This window comes from Microbacterium aureliae (assembly GCF_054780155.1).
Window position 1 is genome coordinate 1 of the sequence record NZ_BAAGWW010000001.1, and the last position, 25,578, is coordinate 25,578.

The window sequence follows — 25,578 nt, forward strand, 5'->3', positions numbered from 1 at the left end:
TGCCCGGGAGTCTTCGACCCCCACGTACGCAACGCCTTCAGGTCCTCCAGCTCCAACCCGAACCCACCGAGGTACAACTGCACGTACTGCGTCAACGACGAGTGCCCCGCCGACAGGATGAACCGGTCGCGCCCCAACCACCCGGTGTCCGCCGGGTCGTGGCGCAGCACCCGCTGATACAGCAGGTACGCCGCCGGCGCCAGGCTCATCGCCGTGCCCGGATGACCGTTCCCGACCTTCTCCACCGCATCCGCAGCCAGCACACGAGCGGTATCCACCGCGCGCCCATCGATCTCATCCCAACGCAAATCCGACACCCGGCTGCCTTTCCTCGAGTAGCTCTGGCGCCCGGGAAACAGGCCGGTCCGCGGCCCTCATCCGAGCGGAGAAGGGGGAAACGGCGCGGGGCGCGCGTGTGGTCTCAGCATAGCGAAGGGCGATTCCGGCCCGGCTATGTGAAGCCGCTGTGTGACGCAGTTTGTCTCGCGCCGTCGGGCCGCCGGTGTCGCCCGCATGTCGCCGCCGTGACTTTCTGCTCACCCGCGCGGCGCATCGGTTGTGAGGGCGGGGCGGCCCCTGCGCCACGGCGGGGCCGGGGGCGGCGATGGCATAGACTGAGGGGGTTCTGCAGGCGGCGATTGCGGGGGCGATGGACATCACGACCACGGCGGGCGCACCGGCGACCGCCCGGCCTCCGCGTGCCGCCTCGGGGACCTTCGGCCGCACCGTCCGCGCCTACATCGCCCTCACCAAGCCGCGCGTCCTCGAGCTGCTCCTGGTGACCACGGTTCCGGTCATGCTGCTCGCCCAGGGGGGTCTGCCCTCGCTGCCGCTCGTGCTGGCCACCGTCATCGGCGGGTCCATGAGCGCCGGTTCGGCGGCCGCGTTCAACATGTACCTCGACCGCGACATCGACGCGCACATGCAGCGGACGGTCAACCGCCCGCTCGTGACCGGCGAGGTGTCGCCGCGCGGCGCGCTGATCTTCGCGTGGACGCTCGCCGTCGTCTCGACGGTGTGGCTGTGGGTGACCACCAACTGGCTGGCGGCGACGCTGTCGGCGGCCGCGATCTTCTTCTACGTCGTCATCTACACGATGGTGCTCAAGCGCCGGACCGAGCAGAACATCGTGTGGGGCGGCATCGCGGGGTGCTTCCCCGTCCTCATCGGCTGGACGGCGGTCACCGGCTCGCTGGCCTGGCCGCCGGTGATCCTGTTCGCGCTCGTGTTCCTCTGGACGCCCCCGCACTACTGGCCGCTGTCCATGAAGTACAAGGACCAGTACGACGAGGTCGACGTCCCCATGCTGGGCGCGACCCGCGACGGGTCGCAGGTGGGCCTGCAGGTCATCCTCTACGCGTGGGCCACCGTGGCCTGCTCGCTGCTGCTGATCCCGGTGGCCGGGATGGGCATCGTCTACACCGCTTCGGCGGCGGTCTTCGGCGGCTGGTTCATCTACGAGTCGCACCGTCTGTACAACCGCGCGGTGCGGGGGACCGAGCCGCGGCCGATGCGTGTCTTCCACGCATCCATCTCGTACCTGACGCTGCTGTTCGTCGCCATCGCGGTCGACCCGCTCCTGCCGTTCTGAGCGGGCCGCCGCGCGGCCGTCAGCGGCTCGCGCCGACCGGCTCGGCCTCGTCGGCCAGCGACTCGGGCTGCGTGTAGCCCAGCTCACGGTCGTACCCGAACGCGGCATCCTCGTCACGGACGATGTCGGCCTCGGGGGTGCCGGCCGTCGTGTGCGCGCGCAGCGATGCGAGTGTGGCGACGGTGAGGGCGAGAAGGATGCCGAGGACACCGGCCCCGACCAGGATGGCGCCCAGCACTGCGACGGACTGACCCACGTACACCTCGACGCCCGTGGCGGTGCCGTCGGTGAGGGTGGCGGTCATGATGTTCAGCTTGTCGGCCAGCAGTGCACCGCCGACGCCGGCGCTGGCCAGCGAACCGGCGACCAGTCCCCAGAACGGGATGCGGGTGATCAGGCGGGGGCGGGAAGCGGTGGAGACACGGGTGGTCATGGGAGATTCCTCTCGACGGACGAAACCGGGGTCGTCCGACCCCGGCATCCCTCACGGTGCCACCGTGACTCGGGAGGTTCCTCGGATGCGCCTATGCGTCCGCTGTGGACGCCGCGGGCTCGCGGAGGCGCAGGATCACCAGCGTCATGGCGGCCGCGGCCACCGCGGCGAGCACCATGTGGGCCCCGACGGCCAGTTCCGGCAGGCCGTTGCGGGCCTGGTAGAGGCCGATGGCGATCTGCACGAGCTCGATGCCCAGCAGGGCGGTCGTCCATCGCAGCAGGCGCGCGGCGGCGGCCCCCCGGCGTCGCACCGCGATCAGCAGCAGGACGGTGAGCAGCAGCAGGGCGTAGCCCGGCCAGGCGTGCACGTGCTCGAGCAGTTCGGCGTCGAAGCCGTTGCGTCCGGCCGCGGCGTCGCCGGAGTGGGGGCCGGCTCCGGTGGTGAGCACGCCCATCGCGATGGTGAGGACCATGGCCACCGACGTGGCGTGGGCCAGCAGGGCGGTGGCGCGCGGCACCACGCGGGTGCGCGGGCCCGCCGGCTCGTCCATGAGCGCCAGGAACGCCGCCGTCACGCAGACCAGTGCGAGCGAGGCGACGTAGTGGAAGCCGACGATGAAGGGATTCAGGCCGGTGAGGACGGTGATCCCGCCCACCACGGCCTGCGCGACCACGCCCGCGACGACGACGGCGGCCAGCACGAGCAGCCGGCGACGGCGCCGGTAGCGCGCGATGACGATGACGAGGACGACGACGGCGAGGATGCCGACCAGGCCCGTCATCAGGCGGTTCCCGAACTCGATGGCGCCGTGGATGCCCATCTCGGGGGTGGCCACGAGGGACTCCGCGGTGCACGTCGGCCAGGTCGGGCAGCCCAGGCCCGAACCGGTCAGGCGCACCGCCCCGCCGGTGCCGATGATGATGACCTCGGACAGGAAGGACAGCCACGCGAACACCCGCAGCGCGCGTCCTACGCGCCCGCCCGTACCGGTCGCGGCGGCAGCGGAGCGTGCGGGAGGCGTCGTGGCGGTGTCCGCGGGCATGTGGAGTCTCCTCGGCTCGGGTTCGAGATGAAGGCCCGTGTCACAGGTCGTACGGGGCGGGAGCGGAACCTGTAGAATCGTGGGGTCGGCTGCGGGCGCTCGGAGCGTCGCGAACCACTGACAGTCTAGGCGCGAAGGTCAGCGCCGAATGAGAGGGCCCACCAGCGGCATCCCCTTCCGGTAACTCCATCGGGAGAGCAGGAATGCCGGGGCGGATGACACCGTTGCGGCCCGGAGGAGAATCCGACCATGTCTGATGTGCTGATCGACCGCCCCGAACTCGAGAGCCTCGGCGTCTACGAGTTCGGCTGGCACGATCCCGACGCCGCCGGCGCGAGTGCCCGGCGCGGCCTGAGCGAGGCCGTCGTCCGCGACATCTCGGCGCTGAAGTCCGAGCCCGAGTGGATGCTGAAGACGCGGCTGAAGGCGCTGCAGCTGTTCGGCCGCAAGCCGATGCCGACGTGGGGCGCCGACCTGTCGGCCATCGACTTCGACAACATCAAGTACTTCGTCCGCTCCACCGAGAAGCAGGCGCAGTCCTGGGAGGACCTTCCCGAGGACATCAAGAACACCTACGAGCGGCTCGGCATCCCCGAGGCCGAGCGGGCGCGGCTCGTCGCCGGCGTCGCGGCCCAGTACGAGTCCGAGGTGGTCTACCACCAGATCCGCGAGGACCTCGAGGCGCAGGGTGTCATCTTCATGGACACCGACACGGCGCTGCGCGAGCACCCGGAGTTCTTCCAGGAGTACTTCGGCACCGTCATCCCCTCGGGCGACAACAAGTTCGCGGCGCTGAACACGGCCGTGTGGTCGGGCGGCTCGTTCGTGTACGTCCCTCCGGGAGTCCACGTGGACATCCCCCTGCAGGCGTACTTCCGCATCAACACCGAGAACATGGGCCAGTTCGAGCGGACGCTGATCATCGCCGACGAGGGCTCGTACGTCCACTACATCGAGGGCTGCACGGCGCCGATCTACAAGAGCGACTCGCTGCACTCGGCGGTCGTCGAGATCATCGTCAAGAAGAACGCCCGCGTGCGGTACACGACGATCCAGAACTGGTCGAACAACGTCTACAACCTCGTGACCAAGCGCGCCGTCGCCCACGAGGGCGCGACCATGGAATGGGTCGACGGCAACATCGGCTCGAAGGTCACGATGAAGTACCCGTCGATCTTCCTCATGGGCGAGCACGCCAAGGGCGAGACGCTGTCGGTCGCCTTCGCCGGTCCCGGGCAGCACCAGGACGCCGGCGCGAAGATGATCCACATGGCGCCGTACACGCAGTCGTCGATCGTGTCGAAGTCGATCGCCCGCGGCGGCGGCCGGGCGGGCTACCGCGGCGAGGTCCGCGTGGACGCCAACGCCCACCACTCCGCGAACACCGTGCGGTGCGACGCGCTGCTGGTGGACACCATCTCCCGCTCCGACACGTACCCGGCCATCGACATCCGCGTCGACGACGTGCAGCTCGGCCACGAGGCGACGGTGTCCAAGGTCAGCGAGGAGCAGCTGTTCTACCTGCAGTCCCGGGGGCTCCCCGAGGACGAGGCGATGGCGATGATCGTCCGCGGCTTCATCGAGCCGATCGCCCGCGAGCTGCCCATGGAATACGCGATGGAACTCAACAAGCTCATCGAGATGGGCATGGAAGGCAGTGTCGGCTAGATGACGACCACCACGCAGGCACCCGTGACGGTGCCGGGCTCGACCGCGCACACCGACGGGGCCGGGGCCTTCGTCCCCGTGCAGACCCGTTCCGAGCGGCCGAGGTCGTTCGACCCGTCCGACTTCGCCGCCCCCACCGGCCGCGAGGTGGACTGGAAGCACGCCCCGGTCGCGCGGCTGGCTCCGCTGTTCGCCGACGCGCCCACCGACGACCGTCCCGGCGACCCCGCCGTCTCGTACGACGTGGTCGCCGCCGAGCAGGTCCACGTCGGCACCCTCGCCGCCGCCGCGGCGCCCCGGGGCACCGTGTTCGCGCCCGAGGATCGCGTGGCCGCGCTGGCCTGGTCGCTCACGGACGAGGCGCTGCACGTGCGGATCCCCGCCGACGCGGAGCTGTCCGAGCCCGTGCAGATCCTCATGACCGGCAACGGCGCGGACCGCCGCGCCAACGCGCACATCGTCATCGAGGCGGGTTCCCACGCGCGGGCCACCGTGCTGCTGCGCCACACCGGCTCCGCGCGCTACGCGCAGAACGTCGAGATCGTCGTGGCCGACGGCGCCCACCTCGAGGTGGTCAGCGTCCAGCAGTGGGACGACGACGCACTGCACGCGGCATCCCACCAGGCCCGCGTCGGACGCGACGCCACCCTCCGTCACATCGTCGTCACCTTCGGCGGCGGCGTGGTGCGGGTCAATCCGGCCGTGGAGCTCGCGGGCACGGGATCGCGCGGCGAGCTGTACGGCTTGAGCTACGCCGACTCCGGGCAGCACTTCGAGAGCCAGGTCTTCCTCTTCCACAAGGGCGCCGAGACGTCCGGCGACGTGCTGTACAAGGGCGCCCTGCAGGGCGCGGGCGCACGCAGCGTGTGGGTGGGCGACGTGCTCATCGGGCCGGATGCCGTGGGCACGGACTCGTACGAGGCCAACCGCAACCTGGTGCTCACCGACGGTGCGCGCGCGGACTCGATCCCGAACCTCGAGATCGAGACCGGCGACATCCGCGGAGCGGGGCACGCCAGTGCCACCGGACGCTTCGACGACGAGCAGCTGTTCTACCTGCAGGCCCGGGGCATCCCCGAGGACGAGGCGCGGCGCCTCGTGGTCCTGGGGTTCCTGTCCGAGATCGTGCAGAAGATCGGCGTCGCCGATCTGGAGGCCGAGCTCTTCGCCGCGATCGAGACCGAACTGGCCCAGGAGGTGGACCGATGACCGCACAGCGCGCCTGCGCCCTGAGCGAGCTGGAACAGGACAGCGCCCTGCGCGTCGAGATCGACGGCGTCGCGATCGCCGTCGTCCTCGACTCCAACGGCGAGGTGCACGCCATCGGCGACACCTGCACGCACGGCGATATCTCGCTGGCGGAGGGCTTCGTCGACGGCGAGACGCTGGAGTGCTGGGCGCACGGCTCGGCGTTCTCGCTGCGCACCGGTAAGCCCCTCAACCTTCCCGCGTACGAGCCCGTCCCGGTCTTCGAAGTGACCATCGACGGCGACGACGTGCTGATCGACCCGACCCTGAAGAAGGAAGTCTGAATGTCTGTCCTCGAGATCCGCGACCTCCACGTGACGGTCGAGACGGATGCCGGCACCACCCCGATCCTCAACGGCGTGACCCTCACCATCACGACGGGTCAGACCCACGCCATCATGGGGCCCAACGGCTCGGGCAAGTCCACGCTCGCGTACACGATCGCGGGACACCCCAAGTACACCGTCACCAGCGGCTCGATCACGCTGGACGGCGAGGACGTGCTGGAGATGTCCGTCGACGAGCGGGCCCGCGCGGGCCTCTTCCTCGCGATGCAGTACCCGGTCGAGATCCCCGGGGTCACCGTGACGAACTTCCTGCGCACCGCCAAGACCGCTCTGGACGGTGAGGCGCCCTCGATCCGCACGTGGACCAAGGACGTCAAGGCCTCGATGAAGAACCTGCGCATGGACCCGAAGTTCGCCCAGCGCAACGTCAACGAGGGCTTCTCGGGCGGTGAGAAGAAGCGTCACGAGATCCTGCAGCTCGAGCTGCTGCGTCCGAAGATCGCCGTTCTCGACGAGACCGACTCGGGTCTGGACGTCGACGCGCTGAAGATCGTGTCCGAGGGTGTGAACCGCGCCAAGGCCGAGACCGACCTGGGCGTCCTGCTCATCACCCACTACACCCGCATCCTGCGCTACATCCGCCCCGACTTCGTGCACGTGATGGTCGGCGGGCGCATCGTCGAAGAGGGCGGGCCGGAGCTCGCCGATCGGCTCGAGGACGAGGGCTACGACCGCTACATCGCGCCGCTGGCCGAGGCCGCGGCCGAGTCCGGCGAATAGAATCGTCAGATGACCGCTACGCTCACGCCCGAGAAGTACGACGAGGTCACCGAGGCCCTGAAGGACGTCATGGATCCCGAGCTCGGGATCAACGTCGTCGACCTCGGGCTCATCTACGACCTCGCGTGGGATGACGAGAACGACGCGCTGGTCATCCACATGACCCTCACGTCGGCCGGCTGCCCGCTGACGGACGTGCTCGAGGAGCAGACCGCGCAGGCGCTGGACGATGTCGTGGAGCGGTTCCGCATCAACTGGGTGTGGATGCCGCCGTGGGGGCCCGAGCGGATCACCGACGACGGCCGCGACATGATGCGCGCGCTCGGTTTCGCCATCTGACGCCGGGGCGGCCCATCGGCGGCGCCGGTCGTTAGGCTCGACGGGTGAGCACGATCGCCCCTCTCGACGCCCTCCCCATCGATCAGCTGCGACGCCGTTCGAGCACGAAGTGGCGGAAGTATCCCGCCGACGTGCTGCCGCTGTTCGTCGCCGAGACCGATTTCGCGCTGGCGCCGGCGATCACCGAGACGCTGGCCGGCGCGGTGGAGCGGGGGGACACCGGCTATACGCCGCCGGATCCCGGCATCCGTGATGCGTATGCGGCGTTCGCCCGCCGGCGGTTCGGCTGGGACGTCGACCCGGCCCACGTGCGCACGACGTGCGACGTGATGATGGGCGTCGTCGAGATCCTGCGGGCCGCGATCGAACCGGGGGATCGGGTCGTCGTCACGCCCCCGGTCTATCCGCCCTTCTACGACTGCATCCCCGAGGCCGGCGGGGTGGTCGAACGCGTGCCGCTGCGGCAGACGGATGCCGGCTGGCAGCTGGACCTCGACGGCATCGAGGCGGCGCTGTCCGCCGGAGCGCGCGCGGTGCTGCTGTGCAACCCGCACAATCCCACGGGCACCGCGCACGAGGCGGCGGCGCTGGCGCGCCTGGCCGAGATCGCCGAGGCGCACGGCGCGGTGGTCGTCAGCGACGAGATCCACGCGCCGCTGGTGCAGCCGGGGGTCGCGTTCACGCCGTTCCTCGCCGCGTCCGCCGCGGCCGCGCGCGTGGGCTTCGCCGTCACCAGCGCGAGCAAGGCGTTCAATCTCGCGGGCCTCAAGTGCGCGCTCATGGTGACCGCGGGCGATGCCCCGGCAGCGCTCGTGCGAGGTCTCCCCGACGAGGTGGAGTGGCGCACGGGCCTGTTCGGCGCCCTCGCCGGCGTGGCCGCGTTCGACCCGGCCAGCGACGCCTGGCTGGACGCGCTGCTGGCGCGTCTGGACGCCAACCGCCGACTGCTCGCCGACCTGCTCGCCGAGCACGTGCCCGGCGCGCGCTACGTGATCCCGGATGCCGGCTTCCTCGCGTGGGTGGACCTCGGCGGGCTCGGCTGGGGGGACAACCCCGCGGTGAAGATCCTGCGCGACGCCAAGGTCGCGCTGCACTTCGGCCCCCACTTCGGCCCCGAGGGGCGCGGGCACGTGCGCATCAACTTCGGCTGCGCGCCGGATGTCCTGCGTGAAGCGGTCGAGCGGATCGGGGCGCTCGTCGCGCGCTGAGTTCAGTTCTCGGCGCGACCGAGCCGCCAGTACCCCATGAACGCCACGGCACGGCGGTCGATGCCGTGCTCGGCCACCAGCGCGCGGCGCAGCGTCTTGATCGCCCCGGCCTCGCCGGCCAGCCACGCGTAGAGCGGGGCGCTGCGCAGCGCCGCACCGCCCTTCGCCGTCCGCGGGACCTCCCACAGGATCTCGGTGTCCACGTCGATCTCGTGCACCTGACCGCCGCGGCCCGCAGGGGCCAGCCGCGCGGCGGCGGCCCGCGTCTCGCGCACCAGGTGGGTGTGGCGCTCTTCCTCGCCGCGGGCGGCGACGCGCACGTCGAAGCCCGGGTGCGCGGGGAGGTACGCGGCGTCGCCCGGGTGCGGGACCTCGAGGACGACGACCCCGCGTGCGTCCCGCGGGAGCTGCTCGAGGATCACCGCGATGGCAGGTGCCGCCGTCTCGTCGCCCGCGAGCAGCAGGGCGTCGGTCTGGGCGGGCGGGACGAAGTCGATCCCGAGGCTGACACCGGTGTGGTGGATCGTGGGGGCCAGCAGCATCACCTCGTCGCCGACGACGGCATCCTGGATCCACGCCGACGCCGGACCCGAGACCTCGTGCGCCACCATGTCGACGTCCACCTCGCGCAGCCCGGGGCGGACGTCGCGGGTGGTGTACGTGCGGAAGGGCGGTCGCTCCTCGCCGGCGAGCTCGCGCCAGCGCGCATACCAGTCGTCACCGGTGGGCATGGCGTCGAGGCCCGCGCCCGCGGCGGGGAAGACGACCTTGATCCGCTGGTCGTAGCCGGTGTCGCCGTACTCGTGCAGATCCTCGCCGGTGAAGGTGAAGCGGCGGAAGCTCGGGGTGAGGTCCGTGATCGCGGCCACCCGTGCGCGGAAGAAGCGCAGGGCGGGGCGTGCGGCGGGTGCGGTGGCGGTGGCGGTGCTCATGCGGTGCTCCTGGCGGTGGCGGGGACGAGGTCGTGGTGGCGACCGCGCGGGAGCACGATGGGCGCCCCCGAGGTCGGGTCCTCGACGATCAGCGACTCGATGTCGAAGACCTCGCGGATGAGGTCGGCGGTCATGATCCGGGCGGGCGCCCCGGCGGCGACGACGGCGCCGCGGCGCAGCGCGATCACGTGGTCGGCGTAGCGCGCGGCCATGTTCATGTCGTGCAGCACCATCACGACGGTCGTGCCGCGGTCGTGGTTGAGGTCGGTGAGCAGGTCGAGCACCTCGACCTGGTGCGCGACGTCGAGGAACGTCGTCGGCTCGTCCAGGAGCAGGACGTCCGTCTGCTGGGCGAGGGCCATGGCGATCCACACGCGCTGGCGCTGGCCGCCGGACAGCTCGTCGACGCAGCGGTCCGCGAGATCGGCGGTGTCGGTCGCCGCGAGGGCCTGGGCCACCGCCTCGTCGTCCTGCGTGCTCCAGCGCGACAGCGCCCCCCGGTGCGGGTGCCTGCCCCGGCCCACCAGGTCGGCGACGGCGATCCCCTCGGGAGCGATCGGGGACTGGGGCAGCAGTCCCAGCATCCGCGCGATCTCTCTGGTCGGGATGCGGTGCAGCGCCCGGCCGTCGAGGACGACGTCTCCCGTGCGCGGGCGCAGCAGGCGGGCGAGGGCGCGCAGCAGCGTGGACTTGCCGCATCCGTTCGCGCCGATGATGGCGGTGATGCGGCCGGGCGGGATCTCGAGATCGAGGTCGCGGACGACCGGGTGCTGGTCGTACCCGAGCGTCAGGGAGCGGGTCGCCAGGTGCGGCGTTCCCTGCGGGGCGGTGGTCACAGCGAACCTCCGGAACGGTGGATGCGGATGAGCAGGTACACGAGATAGGGGGCGCCGAGGACACCGGTCACGACACCCACGGGATAGCGGTCGCCGAGGGCGAACTGGCCGGCCATGTCGGCGATGAGGACGAGGGCGGCGCCCACGAGGCCCGAGGGCACCAGCGCGGATCCGCCCGCGCCCACCAGTCGTGACGCGATCGGACCCGCCATGAAGGCGACGAAGGCGATCGGGCCGGTGGCGGCGGTGGCCACCGCGAGCAGGGACACCGCCGCGAGGATCAGCAGGACGCGGGTGCGGGTGACTCCGACTCCCAGTGCGGCGGCGGAGTCGTCGCCGAGCCGCAGCATCCCGAGGCTGCGGTCCTGGATGAGCATGAGGGGAACGAGGACGGCGACCGCCAGGGCCACCGGGCCCGCCATCTGCCACGTGGCGCCGTTGAGACTCCCCGTCAGCCACCGCATCGCCGCCTGCAGGTCCCACGCCGGAGCCTGGGACAGGACGTAGGTGATGACGCTGTCGAGCATCGCCGCCACCCCGATGCCCATGAGGATCAGCCGCGCACCGGCGAATCCGCCGCGGTGGGACAGGGCGTACAGGACCACCGCCGTGATCAGCGCGCCGGCGAGGGCGAGCAGCGCGACGGTGGTCTCGTCGGCGGCCAGCACCACGATGCCGAAGACGGCCGCGACTCCGGCGCCCGAGCTGACCCCGATGATGTCGGGGGAGGCGAGCGGGTTGCGGAGGATCGTCTGGAAGGTCGCCCCGGCGATGCCGAACGCGAAGCCCGCGAGGGTCCCGAGCACGGCGCGTGGCAGACGCAGTTCGCCTACGGTGAAGCTCGCCCCCGGAACGCTCTGTCCGGCCACGACCCGCAGCACGTCGCCCGGCGGGTACAGCGTGTCGCCGAGCATGAGCGCGAGCAGGAAGGCGCCCGCCACGACGGCCGAGAGCGCGCCGACGACGACCGCGCGGCGGCGCGCCCGACGGCGCCGCCCGGTGAGGAGGACCTGAGCGGCGCTCACAGCTGGGGCACCTTCCGGCGACGGACGATCCAGATGAAGACGGGCGCGCCGATGAAGGCGGTGACGATCCCGACCGCGATCTCTTCGGGCCGCGCGACGACGCGGCCGACGACGTCCGCGGCGACGAGGAGTGCCGCCCCCAGCACCGCGGCGAACGGCAGCAGCCACCGGTGGTCCGGTCCCACCAGCAGCCGGCACGCGTGGGGGACGACGAGCCCGACGAATCCGATCGGGCCCGCGACGGCCGTGGCCGCGCCCACCAGCACCACCGCGCCCGCGGCGGCGATGAGCCTGGTGCGGGCCACCCGCTCGCCGAGACCCGTGGCGACGTCGTCGCCGAGTGCGAGCGCGTTCAGGCCGCGAGCGGAGTACAGGCAGATCGCGGTGCCCGCCAGCAGCAGCGGCGACACGGCGGCCACGCGGTCCCACGTGGCGCCCCCGACCCCGCCGATCTGCCAGAAGCGGAAGGTCTCGAGGATGTCGACGCGCGGCAGCAGGATCGCGCTCACCAGCGACGAGAACGCTGCCGAGACCGCGGCGCCCGCCAGTGCCAGCTTCAGAGGCGTGGCGCCGCTGCGGCCGAGCGAGCCGACGGCGTACACGAAGGCCGCGGCCCCGGCCGCACCCGCGATGGCGGCCGCCATGGTGGGGTAGGCGCCGCTCAGGCCGAAGAAGGCGATGCCGGTGACGACCGCCAGCGCCGCACCGCCCGAGACCCCGAGGATGCCGGGGTCCGCCAGCGGATTGCGCGTGACCGCCTGCATCATCGTTCCGGCGAGCGCGAGCGCGGCGCCGACGAGGACCGCCAGTGCGGTGCGGGGGAGCCGGGCGGCCACTGCCGCCTCGGCGATCCCGCCGGTGCCGCCCGTGAGCCCGGCGAGGATCTCGGAGACGGTGACGTCGCGGACCCCGAAGGCGACCGATGCCGCGCACAGTGCGGCGAGGACCGCGACGGCCGCGGTGAGGGCCGCCGTCCGCGCCGCGGCCGAGCGACGCGGCGAGGCGTCGACCGGCGGCGGCGTGCGCAGCGCTGCGGTGCTCACCCGTCCTGGGACAGCGCGTCGGCGAGGAGCGCGACGTACTCCTCGATGCCCCACCCGATCGACAGCGGAGACGGATTGGCCGAGGCGGCCAGGGGCGTGGAGTTCTCGAGGACCGCGATGCGTCCCTCGGCGATCGCCGGGATCTGCGACAGCAGCGGGTCCGCCTGAAGCTGCTCGACGATGTCCCCGTCCGGGTCGCCGTAGGTGACGAAGACGTCGACGTCCTCGAAGCGGTCCGCCTGCTCCGCGCTCACCGTGACGTAGAACGCGTCGGTGGATGCGGACTCCTCGGCGACGACCTCGGGGAGGGGCAGGCCGAGGCCGGCGAAGAAGCCGGGCCGCGTGTCGTGGCTCGTGTAGAAGCCGATCTGGCTGAAGTCGGCGGGGTCGATGTACGAGAAGAGCAGGCGCGCGTCGGCGAGCTCCTCGTGCGAAGCGAGAGCCGCCTCGACGTCGGCGTGCAGGTCGTCGATGAGCTGCTCGCCTTCGTCGGCGAGGCCGATGGCGGTCGCGTTCATCCGGATCATGTCCTCGTACGAGGTGCCCCACGCGACGTCGGGGAAGGCCACCACGGGGGCGATCTTCGAGAGCGTGTCGTACTCCTCCTGCGTCAGACCGGAGTACGAGGCGAGGATGACATCGGGCCGGGTGTCGGCCACCGCCTCGAAGTCGATCCCGTCCGTCTCGTCGAAGAGCACCGGGGTCTCGGCATCGAGATCGGCCAGGGCGTCCTCGACCCACGGCAGGACGCCGTCGGCGTCGTCGTCGCCCCACGTCGCCTTGCTCATCCCGACCGGGACGACACCCAGAGCGAGGGGAACCTCGTGGTTCGCCCACGCCACGGTCGCGATGCGCTCGGGCTCGGCGTCGATGACGGTCTCGCCGTAGGCGTGCTCGATCGTGACGGGGAAGCCTTCGGTCGCAGCCTGCGGGGCAGCATCCGGGGTCGTGCCGGCGGCGGAGGCGCAGCCGGCGAGCAGCAGGGACGTCGTCGCCGCGAGGGCGAGGGCGACGATGGGGCGGGTGGTGGGCACGATCTCTCCTCGAAAGTAAGGTACGCCTTACCTTACTCAGGGTCCCCTAACCTGCGAAATCGGCGGCGTCGTCGAAATAGAGGTGATGGTGCAGAGCGCATCGCGGATTGAATGCCGCCGCGCACCGCGGGCACCGGTCCACCAGACGGTATTCGGAGATGCGGAGGAGGTGCCCGCAGGGTCCGCAGAGCACAGCGCGCTCCTCGGCGGCGTCGTTCGGCCACGGCCGGGCGGCGTGGTCGGCGTACTCGGCATGGCAGAGGTGACACGGGTAGAACGATCCGCAGCAGGCGAACTTGATGGCGATGACATCGAGTTCGCCGGCGTAGTGGCGGCACCGCGTGTCGGCGTCGATCACGGCGCCGAGCACACTCGGGCCGTCAGGAGTCATCGCACGCCCCGTGCGCTCAGCGCCTCGCCGAGTTGATCGGCGTGCTTCAGCGCCACGATCAGAAACGGAACCACGAACGTCTGCAGACGTGCCGGCAGCCCTCGGGCGCGCTGCGCGTCGCGCACGTCGCCGGCCAGCCGCGCCAGGACGGGCACGGTTCCCAGGGTGACCACGAGGAGCAGGGCCATCCGGCCAGGGTCGACGCCGACGCGGCGCGCGGGGCGCAGTGCTCGTTCGAACGCCGTCAGGAGCTCGCTCACCCGCGTCGTGAGCACCAGCAGGGCGGCGAGGACGAGCGAGGCGCCCACGCGAGCGGTGTTCGCGATAGCGACATCCATTCCCAGGAATACCAGCTGCCCGGCGGCGGTGATCGCCAGCACCCAGCGCACGGCGAAGAGCTGGCGGCCGAGCGTGCGCATACCGAGCACGCCGTCGGCCACCCCCGAGAAGGCATACGAGATCACGACGATCACGCCCGCTGCCGCGGCCGCCCAGGGCTCTGAGGGCAGTGCGAGGATCACGAGCACCACGAGGAGGATCAGCAGCGTCTTCCTGCCGGCCGGCATCCGATGCAGCAGGCCGTCGCCCGGCTGGTAGAGGGTCAGCATCGGAGCTCTCGCTCATATCGAGCGATGACGCCACCGGGTTCTCCCACCGCCGCGATCCGGCCGCCCGCGAACAGCACAGCGGTCTCGCAGCGACGCGCGAGGGTCAGATCGTGGGTCACCATCAGCAGTCGATGTCCGGCGTCGGCCAACAGGTGGTCGGCGATGATCCGGGCGTTGCGCGCGTCGAGATACGCGGTGGGCTCGTCGGCGACCACGAGGTCCGGCCGACGGACGAAGGCGCCGCACAGCGCGAGCAGCTGCTTCTGGCCGCCGGAGAGATCATGGGCGGCCCGCTGGGCGAGGGGCGCCAGGCCGAACCGCTCGAGAGCCTCGCTGGTCCGTGCCCGGACCTCGGGGGCGGGCAGACGTTCTCCGCGAAGCGAGAAGGCCACGTCCTCGGCCACCGTCGGCATCACGATCTGAGCGTCGGGGTTGCTGAAGACGACGGCGGTGCGTCGTCGAAGCTGAGTCATGGTCCGCGCGCCATCGAGCCCGAAGACGCGCACCACGCCGGCGGTGGGGCGGATCAATCCGCCCACGAGGCGCGCGAAAGTGGACTTGCCAGAGCCGTTCTCGCCGATGACCGCGACCGTGCGCGCGTCCAAGCTCACCGAGACGTCGCGCATGACGTCCGCCTCTCCGATGCGCACATGGACCCCATCGAGGTGGATCGTCACCCGATCACCTCCATCACCGCCGCTACCCCCATGCCACCGCCGACCGACGCGGCGGCGACGCCGATCGATCCCGCCGGGCGGTTCACCCGCACCAGGCGGCTGAAGAGCCGCACCACAGCGACGGCGCCGCTCGCACCCCATGGATGACCGAGAGCCAGCGCGCCGCCGTCCGCGCAGAGGCGCGGGTCGTCGTCGGCCACGCCGATCCGGTCGACCACAGCGAGGCTCTGCGACGCGAACGCCTCGACGATCTCGAATGCCGTCACGTCGCCGACGGTGAGACCGGCGTCAGAGAGCGCCGCGTGCACGGCCCCGGCAGCCCCGACCCCCGGGAAGGCGGGATCGCACCCGACCATGGCCGACGCGCGGACCGCGAGGCCCTTCGCCGTCCCGGCCGGGGCCACCACGACGGCTGCGGCCCCGTCACCGATGCGGGTGGCGGTGCCGGCCGTCACGGTTCCCCCCGGAAACAGCGCGGGCAGTCGCGGAAGCAGCGCGCGTGCGGCGCCGATCGCATCGTCGCGGCAGGCGCCGCCGACCGGCACCAGCTCCGCGGTGAATCTGCCGGCAGCCGCGGCGACGATGGCGCGGTCGTGACTGCGTGCGGCATAGGCGTCCTGGCGCCCGCGTGAGATGCCGTCATGGCAGGCGAGATCCTCTGCGGCGCGGACCATATCGGGGTCCGCGAATCCGGGCGGCGTGAAGGGGGCGCGCTCGTAGGCGCGACCCTCGGCTATCCGGACAGGGGCGGTCGACGGGCTCTCGACACCGCCCGCGATCCGGACTCGCCCGTCGCCCGCGCGGACTGCCGCCACGGCATCCAGGACGGCTGCCAGACCGCTGCCGCACTGGCGATCGACGGTGCCGCCGGGAACGCGGGCGTCCAGTCCGGCGGCGAGCGCGGCTGCCCGGGCGGGGTTGCCGCCGGGGCCCATGCAGTTGCCCAGCACAACGTCGGCGACCTCGATGGGAGCCGCCGTCGCACGCGCTGCGTCGTCGAGAGCCGCGCGGATCACCGCAGCTCCGAGCTCCCAGACAGGGAATGCGGCCAGTGCCCGGCCACGGGTCGCGATCGGCGTGCGGCGGGCGGCGATGATGACGGGATCACGCTCAGACGTCAAGACGCGTCACCTCCCCGTCCGCGACACGCCGGATCGCCTCGGCTCGCGCCGGCTTGCCGGACGACGTGCGCGGCACGACGCCGCTGAACCACCGTCGGGGACGGTGCGCCGGAGCGAGGGCGGCCGTGATGCGATGACGCAGGTCGTGCGGAAGTGCGCCGCCCTCCACCTCCACGAGGGCAGCGACGAGCGCGCCCACATGGGCGGCCGGCAGGCCGAACACGACTGCGTCGCGTATCCCGGGGACGGTGCGCAGCATGGCTTCGACCTCATCGGGGACGATCGTGGCCGACGCGCTCAGGATCGCGTCGTCCGCCCGACCGAGAAGTCGCAGCCGCCCGTCGATGAGCTCCGCGCGATCGCCGACCGAGGCCCAGGCGCCCTCGCGCCGCAGCGGGCCAGCCGCTCCGGCGTAGCCCGAGCTGATGAAGGGGGAGCGCACCCACAGCACCCCGTGGCGCACGTCGATGTCCACCCCGGGGAACGCACGGAGCCCATCGCCGTGATCCAGTGCGACGAAGGACAGTTCCGCGGCACCGTAGTACGAGACGACGCGGATGCCGGCGGCCTCCGCTCGACGCCGGAGTTCGGGGTCGAGGTGCGATCCGCCGACCAGCGCGGAGCGCAGGGCTGTCGGGGCCCCGGCATCGAGGATGCGCGCGAGGGTCTGCGGTGTCGCGTGCAGCGAGGTGACGCCGGCGACGTGGACGCCGCCGGCGCCGAGGGCCGGGCGCGGGCCTCCGGCCAGCCCGTGTGCGATGGAGAACAGGGTGAGGGACGCCGAGGGAGGGACGGGAAGCGCCACCGCGCCGCCGTGCGTCGCTCCGAGAATCTCAGTCACCGCGGCGAACGACTGCTCCCAGGACGATGCGGTGCGGAGGACGAGACGGGGTGCGCCGGTGCTGCCCGACGTGAGGGTCGCCCAGGCGATGTCCCTGGAGGGACGGGCTCCCCCTGCCGCCTCACGGACGGCGTCCCGCTGCGCCCGAGGCCATCGCTCATCCGCGACGAGGGGGATCTGGCCGTCGGCCCGCGCATCGCGAATCCGTTCGACCAGCTCGGGTGCGCCGCCCGGAACGAGGACGATCACGCCACGGAACGGGGGGCGCCGTCGCGGGTTCGCGCAGGGGGTGCGGGCCACGTGCGCCCGAATGCACGGGGATACCCGCGGACGAGCGTGGTGACGATCGCCGTGGCGAGGGCTGCCTTGATCAGGTCGCCGGGGACGAAGACCAGGCTGGTCAACGCGGTCTCTGCCAGGGGAAGGCGGGTGACAAGACTCTGCACCGGAATGCCGAAGGCGTACACGACGAGGATGCCGCCGGTGACGACCCCCAGCAGAGTCCGCCAGGCGGCGGGCTTGCGGCCCCCGGCGTGGACGATGAGGCCGATCACGACCGCCGCGGCGATCCAGCCGATGAGGTAGCCGGCGGAGGGGCCGAAGAAGACGCCGATGCCCCCGCGACCGCCGGCCAGCAACGGCATCCCCACGGCGACGAGCGCCAGCAGCACCGTGACCGAGAGGGCCCCCAGCCAGGGGCCGAGGATCGCGCCGGCGAGCATCACGCCCAGTGTCTGGGCCGTGATGGGGACGGCCCCGAATACGGTGAAGCCGCCTGGCAGGCCGAGGACGGCGATGATCGCGGCGAAAACGGCCACGCGTGCGATCGCCGTGGCATCGAGGGTGTGGGCGGCACGATGCCCCAGGGCGGGGGCGGGGGAGTCGCTCATTGCGGGTCCTTCATCTCACAGCATCCTGAACAGCGTTCACTAGAACGGTGTTCACTATAGTGGGATGCGTGGCGCGAGAGGGAAACGGCCGCGGGCACACTCGCGAGGACGTCGTCCGGGCCGCCTTGCGGATCCTCGACGAATACGGTCTTCCGGACCTGACGATGCGTCGACTCGCGGCCTCGCTCGACGTCCAGCCGAGCGCGCTGTACTGGCACTTCCCGAACAAGCAGAGTCTGCTCGCGACCCTGTCGGACCGGATCGTCGCGCCGGCGGCGCCGGTCGCCCGCGAGGATGAGTGGGGGGCCCGCGTGGGCGCCGAAGCCACCGCCCTCCGCTCCGCATTGCTCGCCTGGCGGGACGGCGCCGAGGTGGTCGCCAGCACGTATGCGCTGGGGTTGGGTGCGTCAACGGCGAGCGAGCGCCTGGCGCGAGCGATCGAGGCGGGCGGCTTCGACGTCGAGACCGTCGATCGGGCCGCCACGGCGTTGCTGCACTTCGTGCTCGGTCACGTCCAGCACGAGCAGCAGCGCAGGCAGTACGACCGCCTCGGGCTGGCGGAGGGGACCACCGGTGCCCGGCCGGGAGATTCCGACGACGGTGCCTTCAGGTTCGGCGTCGACCTGCTGGTCCAAGGGTTGCGAGCCCACACAGCCGGGGTGGCCGTCAGCCCCTGACGAGCGCGCTCCAGGCGCGGAACCCGCCCTCGAGACTCGCCACGCCCGCGACGCCGAGCCGTTGCAGATGCGCGGTCGCCTGCGCGGAGCGCACACCGGACGCGCAGTACACGACGATGGCCCGGTCCAGCCGGACGCCGGCGGGGGGACCTTCCGAGATCAACTCCGCGAGCGGCATGTGCACGCTGCCGGGAAGATCGCCCGCGGCAAGCTCCGTGGACTCCCTGACATCGAGGAGAACCGGGGGTGAGGTCGAGGACAGCAGGCCCTGCAGCTGCCGGGCGGACACCGTCGGCACCGCGGAGCGGGAGCGATCGGTTCCCGCCGCCTCCGCGGCGCGGGGAACCGCTGCGCCGACGGCGGGAGGCACACGCCCCGCGCGGGCCAGCGTCACCGTGCGAACAGAGCCGGTGAGCGCGTCGATCACCTGCAGGCGACCGCACAGGCTCTGGCCGATCCCGGTCAGCAGCTTCAAGGTCTCCATCGCCATCACTGAGCCGACCATGGCGCAGACCGCGCCCAGAACGCCTGCCAGCTCGCACGGCGGGGCATCGTCGTCGGAGGGGGGTTCGGGGAACACGTCGCGGTACCGGAATCCATCGCGGCTGGAGAAGACGCTGACGTGGCCGGCGAAGCGCAGGACGGCCCCCCACACCACGGGGATCCCGAGTTCCTCGGCGGCGTCGGCGACCGTGTAACGAGTGGCGAACTCGTCAGATCCGTCCACGACGACATCGGCGCCCTCCAGCAATGCCGTCGCGTTCGCGGGGACGAGCCGGACGCGCCGAGGCTCGACGGTGACGAGCGGATTGGCCGCCGCCACCGCGCGCGCGGCTGATTCGACTTTCGGCGCACCCACCTCGTGCGTCCCGTGGATCACCTGCCGGCCGAGGTTGCTCATCTCGACGACGTCGTCGTCTATCAGGCGCAGTCGGCCGACCCCGGCCGCCGCGAGGTACGAGACCACCGGCGACCCGAGGCCGCCGGCGCCGACCACGGCGACGCGCGCCTGTTTCAACCGGCGCTGCCCTTCGTACCCGAGTTCGGGCAGCACGAGCTGCCGTGCGTAGCGAGCGACCTCCTCGGATGACAGGGCCGTGTCACCGTGCGTCACAGGTCGGCCCGCCCGGCCATCGAGGAGGACGCGAACGCGCTCTCGCGGCGCGGGATCCGTCCGGCCAGGCGAGCCGCGCGACCGGCTCGGACCGCGTCGCGGAACGCGCCTGCCATGACGACCGGGTCCGCCGCCCGCATCACCGCCGTCGCAAGCAGGACGCCGTCGCAGCCCAGCTCCATCGCGAGCGCCGCGTCGCTGGCGGTGCCCACGCCGGCGTCGAGGATCACCGGCACCGCCGCTCGCGAGGCTATCAGGGCGATGTTGCGCGGATTGAGGATGCCGAGTCCGCTGCCGATCGGTGCGCCCAGCGGCATCACGGCCGCGCAGCCGATGCGTTCGAGGTGCCAGGCGAGTGCGGGATCGTCGTTGGTGTAGGCGAGCACCGTGAAGCCGTCGGCCACGAGCCGCTCCGCGGCTTCGGCCAGCTGCAGAGGGTCGGGCAGAAGGGTGTCCTCGTCGGCGATCACCTCGAGCTTGACCCACCCGGTCCCCAGTGCCTCGCGCGCGAGGTGTGCCGTCATGACGGCCTCGCGCGCAGTGAGGCAACCCGCGGTGTTGGGGAGTACACGGATGCCGGCGGCGCGGACGACGTCGTACAGCGCACCGCCATCGCGAGGATCGAATCGCCTCATCGCCACGGTGGTGATCTCGGTGCCGCTCGCGCGAAGTGCGCGGCCGAGCACGTCGAGGTCGCGGGCGCCGCCGGTGCCGACGAGCAGGCGGGATCCGATCGCCTCGCCGTCCAGCATCCAGCAGTCGTGGTGATCGGACACGTCAGCCTCCCTGCATCGCGGTGAGGACCTCCACGGCGTCGCCGTCGCTCACGAGGGTGGAATCCCAGCCGTCTCGCGGCACCACCGACCCGTTGAGTGCGACGGCAATGCCGCGGAGCCGGCTCGTCGGAAGCGGCGGAGTCCGGTCGGTCGCCGGGGTCGGATCGTCGCGCACCACGGCGGCGATCAGCCGGTCGAGGGGGAGCGGGGCGCGGTCGTCGCGCGCCGTTCCGTTCACGTGGATGGTCATGCACTCCTCTTCTCGTCTTCCCAGCGGGAGGCAGCGACGGCAGCGGGCACGCGGACGGCGTCCAGCATCTCGTCCGCCACCGTCCGCGCGATCCAGGGACTCAGCAGCACCCCGTGCCGGTAGGCGCCGAGCGCGAGGACGAGGGTCGGCAGGTCGGCGCCCTCGTCGTCGACGGCGGCGCCGAGCAGCGGCAGGTTGTCGCGGGTGGCCGGTCTCGCCCGCGCCCCGACCTCGACCACCTCGCTCTCGGCGATCGAGGGGTAGATCGTCCGCGCGTCGTTGATGAGGTCTCCCACGGCCCCGGTGAGCGGGCCTGTGGCGCCGTCCTCGCGATCCGATGCGCCGAGGACGATTCCGCCGTCGGCCCGTGGCACCAGGTAGACCTGGCGTCCCCGCACGACACCCCTCACCGTATGGCGCAGCGGAACGCTCCAGCGGCTGCTGCGCAGGCGCAGCACATCGCCGTACACGGGGCGGATGCAGGTGCCCAGCCAACCGGGCGATCCGGTCGGCGGGGTCTTGTGGCCGGTCGCCAGGACGACGGCATCCACCGTCGTCCTGCCTCCCCGAGTATCGGTCACCGCGGCGGTCCCGTCGCGCCTTCCGGCGGACGGCGCGTCGATGCCGACGATCGCGGTCCCGGTGAGCCACGCCGACCGTGAGCCCGCGCGACGGTCGAGGTCGCGCATGATCGCGGCGGCGAGGGCACGAGGATCGACGGCATGGTCTGCGGGAGCGCGGAAGGCGGCGGATACGGGCGCGATACCCGGCTCCAGGTGTCTCAACTCTGCTGCGGGCACCGGATCGAACGCGGCACCGGCCGCGACGGCGCGATCGGTCGACTCTTCGATCGCCGCCCCGTCGGCGGCATCCCAGCCCACCGCGAGAGTCGGCTCGGGGCGGTAGCCGATTCGTGCGGGATCCGTGCCGAGGAGTGCGATGTGGCTCGGGAACATCGCCGCCGCCTCACGCGCCCACCCGCGGATCCCCCCTTCCCACGGCTGGAATTCGCTCGCGGGGGCCAGCATGCCGGCTGCCGCCCACGTCGCGCCGCCCGCGGGGTGCGGGTCCCAGACGTGCACCGATGCCCCCCGCCGCGTCAGCTCGTGGGCGATCGTCAGCCCGACGATGCCGGCCCCGACGACGGCGACCTTCATGGCCCGAACGCAGACACGCGGCGCGCGGTATCGGGAGGAGAGGCTGTCACCTCAGGCCTCCACGCGAACCGAGGGCGCGTCGAGATAGACCGTTCCGCCCTGGTCGCGGAACTCCGTCGCCTTCTGCTGCAGGCCGGCGGCGATCGCCGTCTGCGCCGCCTCGTCGCCGAACCGGCCGCGGATGTCCTGGGAGATGCGCATCGAGCAGAACTTCGGCCCGCACATCGAGCAGAAGTGCGCGGTCTTGGCAGGTTCTGCCGGCAGCGTCTCGTCGTGGAACGCCTCAGCGGTGTCGGGGTCGAGCGAGAGGGCGAACTGGTCCTTCCAGCGGAACTCGAAGCGCGCCTTCGAGAGTGCGTCGTCGCGTTCTCGGGCGCGAGGGTGCCCTTTGGCGAGGTCGGCGGCATGTGCCGCGATCTTGTAGGTGATGACGCCTGTCTTGACGTCGTCGCGGTTGGGCAGCCCCAGGTGCTCCTTGGGGGTGACGTAGCAGAGCATCGCCGTTCCCCACCGGGCGATCTCGGTCGCCCCGATCGCCGACGTGATGTGGTCGTAGCCGGGTGCGATGTCGGTGACCAGCGGGCCCAGGGTGTAGAAGGGGGCGCCGTGGCAGACCTCGATCTCGCGCTCGATGTTCTCACGGACGAGGTGGAGCGGGATGTGCCCGGGCCCCTCCACCATCACTTGGACGTCGTACTCCCAGGCGCGAGCGGTGAGCTCGCCCAGGGTATCGAGTTCCGCGAACTGCGCGGCGTCGTTGGCGTCGGCGACCGAGCCGGGACGCAGACCGTCGCCCAGCGAGAAGGCGACATCGTACTGGGCGAAGATCTCGCACAGTTCGTCGAAGTGCGTGTACAGGAAGTTCTCGCGGTGATGGGCGAGACACCAGCCGGCCATGATCGAGCCGCCACGCGAGACGATCCCCGTCACGCGTGCGGCGGTGAGGGGAACATAGCGCAGCAGCACGCCGGCGTGGATGGTCATGTAGTCCACGCCCTGTTCGCACTGCTCGATGACCGTGTCGCGGAACACCTCCCACGTGAGCGCGTCCGCCTCGCCGTTGACCTTCTCGAGCGCCTGGTAGATCGGCACTGTCCCGATCGGCACGGGAGAGTTCCGGATGATCCACTCCCGCGTGGTGTGGATGTCATCCCCGGTGGACAGGTCCATGACGGTGTCGGCTCCCCACCGCGTCGCCCACTTGAGCTTTTCGACCTCCTCCTGGATCGACGAGGTGACCGCGGAGTTGCCGATGTTGGCATTGATCTTGACGAGGAACTCCCGCCCGATGATCATCGGCTCGTTCTCGGGGTGGTTGATGTTCGCGGGGATGATGGCCCGTCCGGCCGCGACCTCGCGACGGACCAGTTCGACGTCGCACCCTTCCCGCAACGCGACGAAGCGCATCTCCTCGGTGATGACCCCGCGCCGGGCGTAGTGCATCTGCGTCACCCGCCGGCCTTTCGTCGCGCGCAGCGGACGGGTCCTCCGGCCGCGCCACTCCGCGGATGCCGCGCCGCGGCGCACCGCGGAGCGTCCGTCGTCGGCGAGGTCCCGGGTCCGCCCGCCGTACTCCTCGACGTCGTCGCGGCCCCGGATCCACCCGTGGCGCAGCGGGGGGAGGCCCTCGGTGGGTTCGCACTCGGGGCCGGCGGTGCGGTAGACCTCGACATCCGCGTTGGGCGAGCCGTCGGGCGAGGGGTCGAGCCTCACGCGCGTGACCGGCACCTGGATGCCGGACTCGGCGTCGACGCGGAATGCGCTTCGATGGCGTGGGTGTACGACGGACATGACCGTCTCCTTCTTCCTTCGCTGGTGCTAGCCAGACAGGTTCGAACGGTCCAGGGGGCTACACCCTGATCTCAGCCACTGCCGTGGTTCCCGCGGGATACTGGTGAGAAGGCTAGCAGGCCCGAGTCGCGATGCACGTGGCAGCGGGCGACTTATACTTGGGGGCTGGCCATCGGCCATTCTCCGCCCCCCACCGAACGAAACGGACATTCGCTGTGCTCTCCGTGCACGACCTCGAGATCCGCGTGGGAGCCCGCGTCCTCATGTCCGACGTCTCCTTCCGGGTCACCGGCGGCGACAAGATCGGCCTCGTGGGCCGCAACGGCGCCGGCAAGACGACGCTGACCAAGGTGCTCGCGGGCGACCTGCTGCCGGCGGAGGGTCGGGTCGACCGCAGCGGCGAGCTGGGATACCTGCCCCAGGATCCCCGCGCGGGGGACCCCGAGATGCTGGCCCGCACGCGCATCCTCGATGCCCGGGGCCTCGGGACGCTGGCCCTCGGCATGAGGGAGGCGTCGCTGGCGATGGCCGACGACGACGCCGATGTGGCTGCGCGCGCGATGCGCCGCTACGGCAACCTCACCGAGCGCTTCGAGGCGCTCGGCGGCTATGCCGCCGAAGCCGAGGCCGCCTCGATCGCCCACAACCTGTCGTTGCCCGACCGCATCCTGGATCAGCCGCTGAAGACGCTGTCGGGCGGTCAGCGCCGCCGCATCGAGCTCGCACGCATCCTGTTCTCGGATGCCGACACGATGATCCTGGACGAACCCACGAACCACCTCGACGCGGACAGCGTGGTGTGGCTGCGCGAGTTCCTGAAGGGCTACAAGGGCGGCCTCATCGTCATCAGCCACGACGTGGAGCTCGTCGGCGAGACCGTCAACCGCGTGTTCTACCTCGACGCGAACCGCCAGGTCATCGACATCTACAACATGAACTGGAAGAACTACCTGCGCCAGCGGGTCGCCGACGAGGAGCGCCGCAAGAAGGAGCGCGCGAACGTCGAGAAGAAGGCCACCGCCCTGCAGCAGCAGGCCGCCCGCTTCGGAGCCAAGGCGTCCAAGGCCGCCGCCGCGCACCAGATGGTCGCGCGCGCCGAGAAGATGCTGTCGGGCCTGGACGAGGTGCGCCAGGTGGAGCGCGTGGCGAAGCTGCGCTTCCCGAAACCCGCCCCGTGCGGCAAGACCCCCATCACGGCATCCAACCTGTCGAAGTCGTACGGGTCGCTCGAGATCTTCACCGACGTCGACCTCGCCATCGACCGCGGATCGAAGGTCGTCATCCTGGGTCTCAACGGCGCGGGCAAGACGACGCTGCTGCGCATCCTCGCGGGTGTCGACGCGCCGGACACCGGGCAGGTCGAGCCCGGGCACGGCCTGAAGATCGGCTACTACGCCCAGGAGCACGAGAACCTGGACGTCGACCGCTCGGTGCTCGACAACATGATGTCCGCCGCGCCGGACATCACCGCCACCGAGGCCAGGAAGGTGCTCGGGTCGTTCCTGTTCACCGGAGACGACGTGCTCAAGCCCGCGGGGGTGCTGTCGGGCGGCGAGAAGACCCGGCTGTCCCTGGCGACCCTCGTCGTCTCGAGCGCCAACGTGCTGCTGCTGGATGAGCCGACGAACAACCTCGACCCCGCGTCGCGCGAAGAGATCCTCGGCGCCCTCGCCCACTACGAGGGCGCCGTGATCCTGGTGTCGCACGACGAAGGGGCCGTCGAGGCACTCAACCCGGAGCGTGTGCTCATCCTGCCCGACGGCGTCGAGGACATCTGGGGCCGCGACTACGCGGACCTCGTGGCGCTGGCCTGAAG

General features: G+C 71.5%; 27 protein-coding genes and 1 pseudogene. 9 read left to right on the forward strand and 19 right to left on the reverse strand.

The window, feature by feature from the left end:
- Window positions 1–317: pseudogene (locus ACYVF4_RS00005) on the reverse strand (transketolase); the annotation flags it as partial.
- 332 nt (window positions 318–649) lie between these two features.
- Between ACYVF4_RS00005 and ACYVF4_RS00010 the strand changes: the two are divergent.
- Window positions 650–1,591: a heme o synthase gene (locus tag ACYVF4_RS00010; protein WP_460718518.1), complete on the forward strand. Its 942-nt coding sequence runs from the start codon at window positions 650–652 to the stop codon at window positions 1,589–1,591.
- Between the two features lie 19 nt (window positions 1,592–1,610).
- Here the strand turns inward: ACYVF4_RS00010 and ACYVF4_RS00015 are convergent, their stop codons facing one another.
- Window positions 1,611–2,024: a dinucleotide-utilizing enzyme gene (locus tag ACYVF4_RS00015; protein WP_460718520.1), complete on the reverse strand. Its 414-nt coding sequence runs from the start codon at window positions 2,022–2,024 to the stop codon at window positions 1,611–1,613.
- Window positions 2,025–2,115: 91 nt separating this feature from the next.
- Window positions 2,116–3,069: a COX15/CtaA family protein gene (locus ACYVF4_RS00020; RefSeq protein WP_460718522.1), complete on the reverse strand. Its 954-nt coding sequence runs from the start codon at window positions 3,067–3,069 to the stop codon at window positions 2,116–2,118.
- Window positions 3,070–3,318: 249 nt separating this feature from the next.
- Here ACYVF4_RS00020 and sufB point away from each other — a divergent pair, with 249 nt between their 5' ends.
- From sufB to ACYVF4_RS00050, 6 genes are read left to right on the forward strand one after another with little or no spacing between them, the layout of a single operon-like run.
- Complete coding sequence (sufB, locus tag ACYVF4_RS00025; protein ID WP_460718524.1) at window positions 3,319–4,737, forward strand: Fe-S cluster assembly protein SufB; 1,419 nt, start codon at window positions 3,319–3,321, stop codon at window positions 4,735–4,737.
- Window positions 4,738–5,946, forward strand: a complete 1,209-nt coding sequence (sufD, locus tag ACYVF4_RS00030; protein WP_460718526.1) for a Fe-S cluster assembly protein SufD — start codon at window positions 4,738–4,740, stop codon at window positions 5,944–5,946.
- Complete coding sequence (locus ACYVF4_RS00035) at window positions 5,943–6,269, forward strand: non-heme iron oxygenase ferredoxin subunit (RefSeq protein WP_460718529.1); 327 nt, start codon at window positions 5,943–5,945, stop codon at window positions 6,267–6,269. The genes sufD and ACYVF4_RS00035 overlap by 4 nt, the downstream gene beginning before the upstream one ends.
- Complete coding sequence (gene sufC, locus ACYVF4_RS00040) at window positions 6,270–7,052, forward strand: Fe-S cluster assembly ATPase SufC (protein WP_460718531.1); 783 nt, start codon at window positions 6,270–6,272, stop codon at window positions 7,050–7,052.
- A gap of 9 nt (window positions 7,053–7,061) precedes the next feature.
- On the forward strand, window positions 7,062–7,391 hold the full coding sequence (locus ACYVF4_RS00045) for a metal-sulfur cluster assembly factor (protein ID WP_018170657.1): 330 nt from the start codon (window positions 7,062–7,064) through the stop codon (window positions 7,389–7,391).
- Window positions 7,392–7,444: 53 nt separating this feature from the next.
- The gene (locus ACYVF4_RS00050; RefSeq protein WP_460720687.1) at window positions 7,445–8,599 is read left to right on the forward strand and encodes a MalY/PatB family protein; all 1,155 of its coding nucleotides are present in this window, start codon (window positions 7,445–7,447) and stop codon (window positions 8,597–8,599) included.
- A 2-nt stretch (window positions 8,600–8,601) separates the two neighbouring features.
- On the opposite strand, the gene ACYVF4_RS00055 is transcribed toward ACYVF4_RS00050, so the two are convergent.
- Genes ACYVF4_RS00055 through ACYVF4_RS00105 form a run of 11 tightly spaced genes read right to left on the reverse strand, consistent with a single transcriptional unit; the run spans window position 8,602 to window position 17,997 of the window.
- Window positions 8,602–9,531, reverse strand: a complete 930-nt coding sequence (locus ACYVF4_RS00055) for a siderophore-interacting protein (protein WP_460718534.1) — start codon at window positions 9,529–9,531, stop codon at window positions 8,602–8,604.
- On the reverse strand, window positions 9,528–10,367 hold the full coding sequence (locus ACYVF4_RS00060; protein WP_460718536.1) for an ABC transporter ATP-binding protein: 840 nt from the start codon (window positions 10,365–10,367) through the stop codon (window positions 9,528–9,530). The genes ACYVF4_RS00055 and ACYVF4_RS00060 overlap by 4 nt, the downstream gene beginning before the upstream one ends.
- Window positions 10,364–11,392 (reverse strand): FecCD family ABC transporter permease, encoded by a 1,029-nt coding sequence (locus ACYVF4_RS00065; protein ID WP_460718538.1) that lies wholly within the window; start codon window positions 11,390–11,392, stop codon window positions 10,364–10,366. Before ACYVF4_RS00065 ends, ACYVF4_RS00060 begins: the two co-directional genes overlap by 4 nt.
- Complete coding sequence (locus ACYVF4_RS00070; RefSeq protein ID WP_460718539.1) at window positions 11,389–12,435, reverse strand: FecCD family ABC transporter permease; 1,047 nt, start codon at window positions 12,433–12,435, stop codon at window positions 11,389–11,391. The genes ACYVF4_RS00065 and ACYVF4_RS00070 overlap by 4 nt, the downstream gene beginning before the upstream one ends.
- Window positions 12,432–13,469, reverse strand: a complete 1,038-nt coding sequence (locus ACYVF4_RS00075) for an iron-siderophore ABC transporter substrate-binding protein (protein WP_460718541.1) — start codon at window positions 13,467–13,469, stop codon at window positions 12,432–12,434. The genes ACYVF4_RS00070 and ACYVF4_RS00075 overlap by 4 nt, the downstream gene beginning before the upstream one ends.
- A 46-nt stretch (window positions 13,470–13,515) precedes the next feature.
- Entirely contained in the window at window positions 13,516–13,860 is a 345-nt protein-coding gene (locus tag ACYVF4_RS00080) for a CHY zinc finger protein (protein WP_460718543.1), read from the reverse strand.
- Window positions 13,857–14,468 carry a CbiQ family ECF transporter T component gene (locus ACYVF4_RS00085; protein ID WP_460718545.1) on the reverse strand — a complete coding sequence of 204 codons (612 nt, stop codon included), beginning with the start codon at window positions 14,466–14,468 and terminating at the stop codon, window positions 13,857–13,859. Before ACYVF4_RS00085 ends, ACYVF4_RS00080 begins: the two co-directional genes overlap by 4 nt.
- A complete protein-coding gene (locus tag ACYVF4_RS00090) occupies window positions 14,462–15,094 on the reverse strand; it encodes an energy-coupling factor ABC transporter ATP-binding protein (RefSeq protein WP_460720689.1) in 633 nt (210 codons plus the stop codon). Before ACYVF4_RS00090 ends, ACYVF4_RS00085 begins: the two co-directional genes overlap by 7 nt.
- Before the next feature lie 47 nt (window positions 15,095–15,141).
- Window positions 15,142–16,266: an acetyl-CoA C-acyltransferase gene (locus tag ACYVF4_RS00095; protein WP_460718547.1), complete on the reverse strand. Its 1,125-nt coding sequence runs from the start codon at window positions 16,264–16,266 to the stop codon at window positions 15,142–15,144.
- On the reverse strand, window positions 16,256–17,407 hold the full coding sequence (locus tag ACYVF4_RS00100) for an ANL family adenylate-forming protein (protein WP_460718549.1): 1,152 nt from the start codon (window positions 17,405–17,407) through the stop codon (window positions 16,256–16,258). The genes ACYVF4_RS00095 and ACYVF4_RS00100 overlap by 11 nt, the downstream gene beginning before the upstream one ends.
- Window positions 17,353–17,997: a biotin transporter BioY gene (locus ACYVF4_RS00105; protein WP_460718551.1), complete on the reverse strand. Its 645-nt coding sequence runs from the start codon at window positions 17,995–17,997 to the stop codon at window positions 17,353–17,355. The genes ACYVF4_RS00100 and ACYVF4_RS00105 overlap by 55 nt, the downstream gene beginning before the upstream one ends.
- 68 nt (window positions 17,998–18,065) lie before the next feature.
- Here ACYVF4_RS00105 and ACYVF4_RS00110 point away from each other — a divergent pair, with 68 nt between their 5' ends.
- Complete coding sequence (locus ACYVF4_RS00110) at window positions 18,066–18,674, forward strand: TetR/AcrR family transcriptional regulator C-terminal domain-containing protein (RefSeq protein WP_460718553.1); 609 nt, start codon at window positions 18,066–18,068, stop codon at window positions 18,672–18,674.
- Here ACYVF4_RS00110 and ACYVF4_RS00115 read toward each other — a convergent pair.
- The 5 genes from ACYVF4_RS00115 to thiC are packed head-to-tail and all read right to left on the reverse strand — an operon-like array spanning window position 18,664 to window position 23,762.
- The gene (locus tag ACYVF4_RS00115) at window positions 18,664–19,788 is read right to left on the reverse strand and encodes a ThiF family adenylyltransferase (protein ID WP_460718555.1); all 1,125 of its coding nucleotides are present in this window, start codon (window positions 19,786–19,788) and stop codon (window positions 18,664–18,666) included. The two genes, ACYVF4_RS00110 and ACYVF4_RS00115, sit on opposite strands and share 11 nt — an antisense overlap.
- On the reverse strand, window positions 19,785–20,540 hold the full coding sequence (locus ACYVF4_RS00120) for a thiazole synthase (protein ID WP_460720691.1): 756 nt from the start codon (window positions 20,538–20,540) through the stop codon (window positions 19,785–19,787). The genes ACYVF4_RS00115 and ACYVF4_RS00120 overlap by 4 nt, the downstream gene beginning before the upstream one ends.
- 25 nt (window positions 20,541–20,565) lie before the next feature.
- Entirely contained in the window at window positions 20,566–20,814 is a 249-nt protein-coding gene (thiS, locus tag ACYVF4_RS00125; protein WP_460718557.1) for a sulfur carrier protein ThiS, read from the reverse strand.
- Window positions 20,811–21,971: an FAD-dependent oxidoreductase gene (locus tag ACYVF4_RS00130; protein ID WP_460718559.1), complete on the reverse strand. Its 1,161-nt coding sequence runs from the start codon at window positions 21,969–21,971 to the stop codon at window positions 20,811–20,813. The genes thiS and ACYVF4_RS00130 overlap by 4 nt, the downstream gene beginning before the upstream one ends.
- 51 nt (window positions 21,972–22,022) lie before the next feature.
- Window positions 22,023–23,762, reverse strand: coding sequence for a phosphomethylpyrimidine synthase ThiC (gene thiC, locus ACYVF4_RS00135; protein WP_460718561.1), 1,740 nt, complete (start codon window positions 23,760–23,762; stop codon window positions 22,023–22,025).
- 215 nt (window positions 23,763–23,977) lie between these two features.
- Between thiC and ACYVF4_RS00140 the strand changes: the two genes are divergently transcribed.
- Complete coding sequence (locus ACYVF4_RS00140) at window positions 23,978–25,576, forward strand: ABC-F family ATP-binding cassette domain-containing protein (RefSeq protein WP_460718563.1); 1,599 nt, start codon at window positions 23,978–23,980, stop codon at window positions 25,574–25,576.
- Window positions 25,577–25,578 lie beyond the last annotated feature (2 nt).

What these genes read in the sequence shown, in the direction of transcription:
- ACYVF4_RS00010 (WP_460718518.1), top strand. Translation starts at nt 650, where the DNA reads ATGGACATCACGACCACGGCGGGCGCACCGGCGACCGCCCGGCCTCCG.
- ACYVF4_RS00015 (WP_460718520.1), bottom strand. Translation starts at nt 2,024, where the DNA reads ATGACCACCCGTGTCTCCACCGCTTCCCGCCCCCGCCTGATCACCCGC.
- ACYVF4_RS00020 (WP_460718522.1), bottom strand. Translation starts at nt 3,069, where the DNA reads ATGCCCGCGGACACCGCCACGACGCCTCCCGCACGCTCCGCTGCCGCC.
- sufB (WP_460718524.1), top strand. Translation starts at nt 3,319, where the DNA reads ATGTCTGATGTGCTGATCGACCGCCCCGAACTCGAGAGCCTCGGCGTC.
- sufD (WP_460718526.1), top strand. Translation starts at nt 4,738, where the DNA reads ATGACGACCACCACGCAGGCACCCGTGACGGTGCCGGGCTCGACCGCG.
- ACYVF4_RS00035 (WP_460718529.1), top strand. Translation starts at nt 5,943, where the DNA reads ATGACCGCACAGCGCGCCTGCGCCCTGAGCGAGCTGGAACAGGACAGC.
- sufC (WP_460718531.1), top strand. Translation starts at nt 6,270, where the DNA reads ATGTCTGTCCTCGAGATCCGCGACCTCCACGTGACGGTCGAGACGGAT.
- ACYVF4_RS00045 (WP_018170657.1), top strand. Translation starts at nt 7,062, where the DNA reads ATGACCGCTACGCTCACGCCCGAGAAGTACGACGAGGTCACCGAGGCC.
- ACYVF4_RS00055 (WP_460718534.1), bottom strand. Translation starts at nt 9,531, where the DNA reads ATGAGCACCGCCACCGCCACCGCACCCGCCGCACGCCCCGCCCTGCGC.
- ACYVF4_RS00080 (WP_460718543.1), bottom strand. Translation starts at nt 13,860, where the DNA reads ATGACTCCTGACGGCCCGAGTGTGCTCGGCGCCGTGATCGACGCCGAC.
- ACYVF4_RS00085 (WP_460718545.1), bottom strand. Translation starts at nt 14,468, where the DNA reads ATGCTGACCCTCTACCAGCCGGGCGACGGCCTGCTGCATCGGATGCCG.
- ACYVF4_RS00090 (WP_460720689.1), bottom strand. Translation starts at nt 15,094, where the DNA reads ATGCGCGACGTCTCGGTGAGCTTGGACGCGCGCACGGTCGCGGTCATC.
- ACYVF4_RS00105 (WP_460718551.1), bottom strand. Translation starts at nt 17,997, where the DNA reads ATGAGCGACTCCCCCGCCCCCGCCCTGGGGCATCGTGCCGCCCACACC.
- ACYVF4_RS00120 (WP_460720691.1), bottom strand. Translation starts at nt 20,540, where the DNA reads ATGCTGGACGGCGAGGCGATCGGATCCCGCCTGCTCGTCGGCACCGGC.
- thiS (WP_460718557.1), bottom strand. Translation starts at nt 20,814, where the DNA reads ATGACCATCCACGTGAACGGAACGGCGCGCGACGACCGCGCCCCGCTC.
- ACYVF4_RS00130 (WP_460718559.1), bottom strand. Translation starts at nt 21,971, where the DNA reads ATGAAGGTCGCCGTCGTCGGGGCCGGCATCGTCGGGCTGACGATCGCC.
- thiC (WP_460718561.1), bottom strand. Translation starts at nt 23,762, where the DNA reads ATGTCCGTCGTACACCCACGCCATCGAAGCGCATTCCGCGTCGACGCC.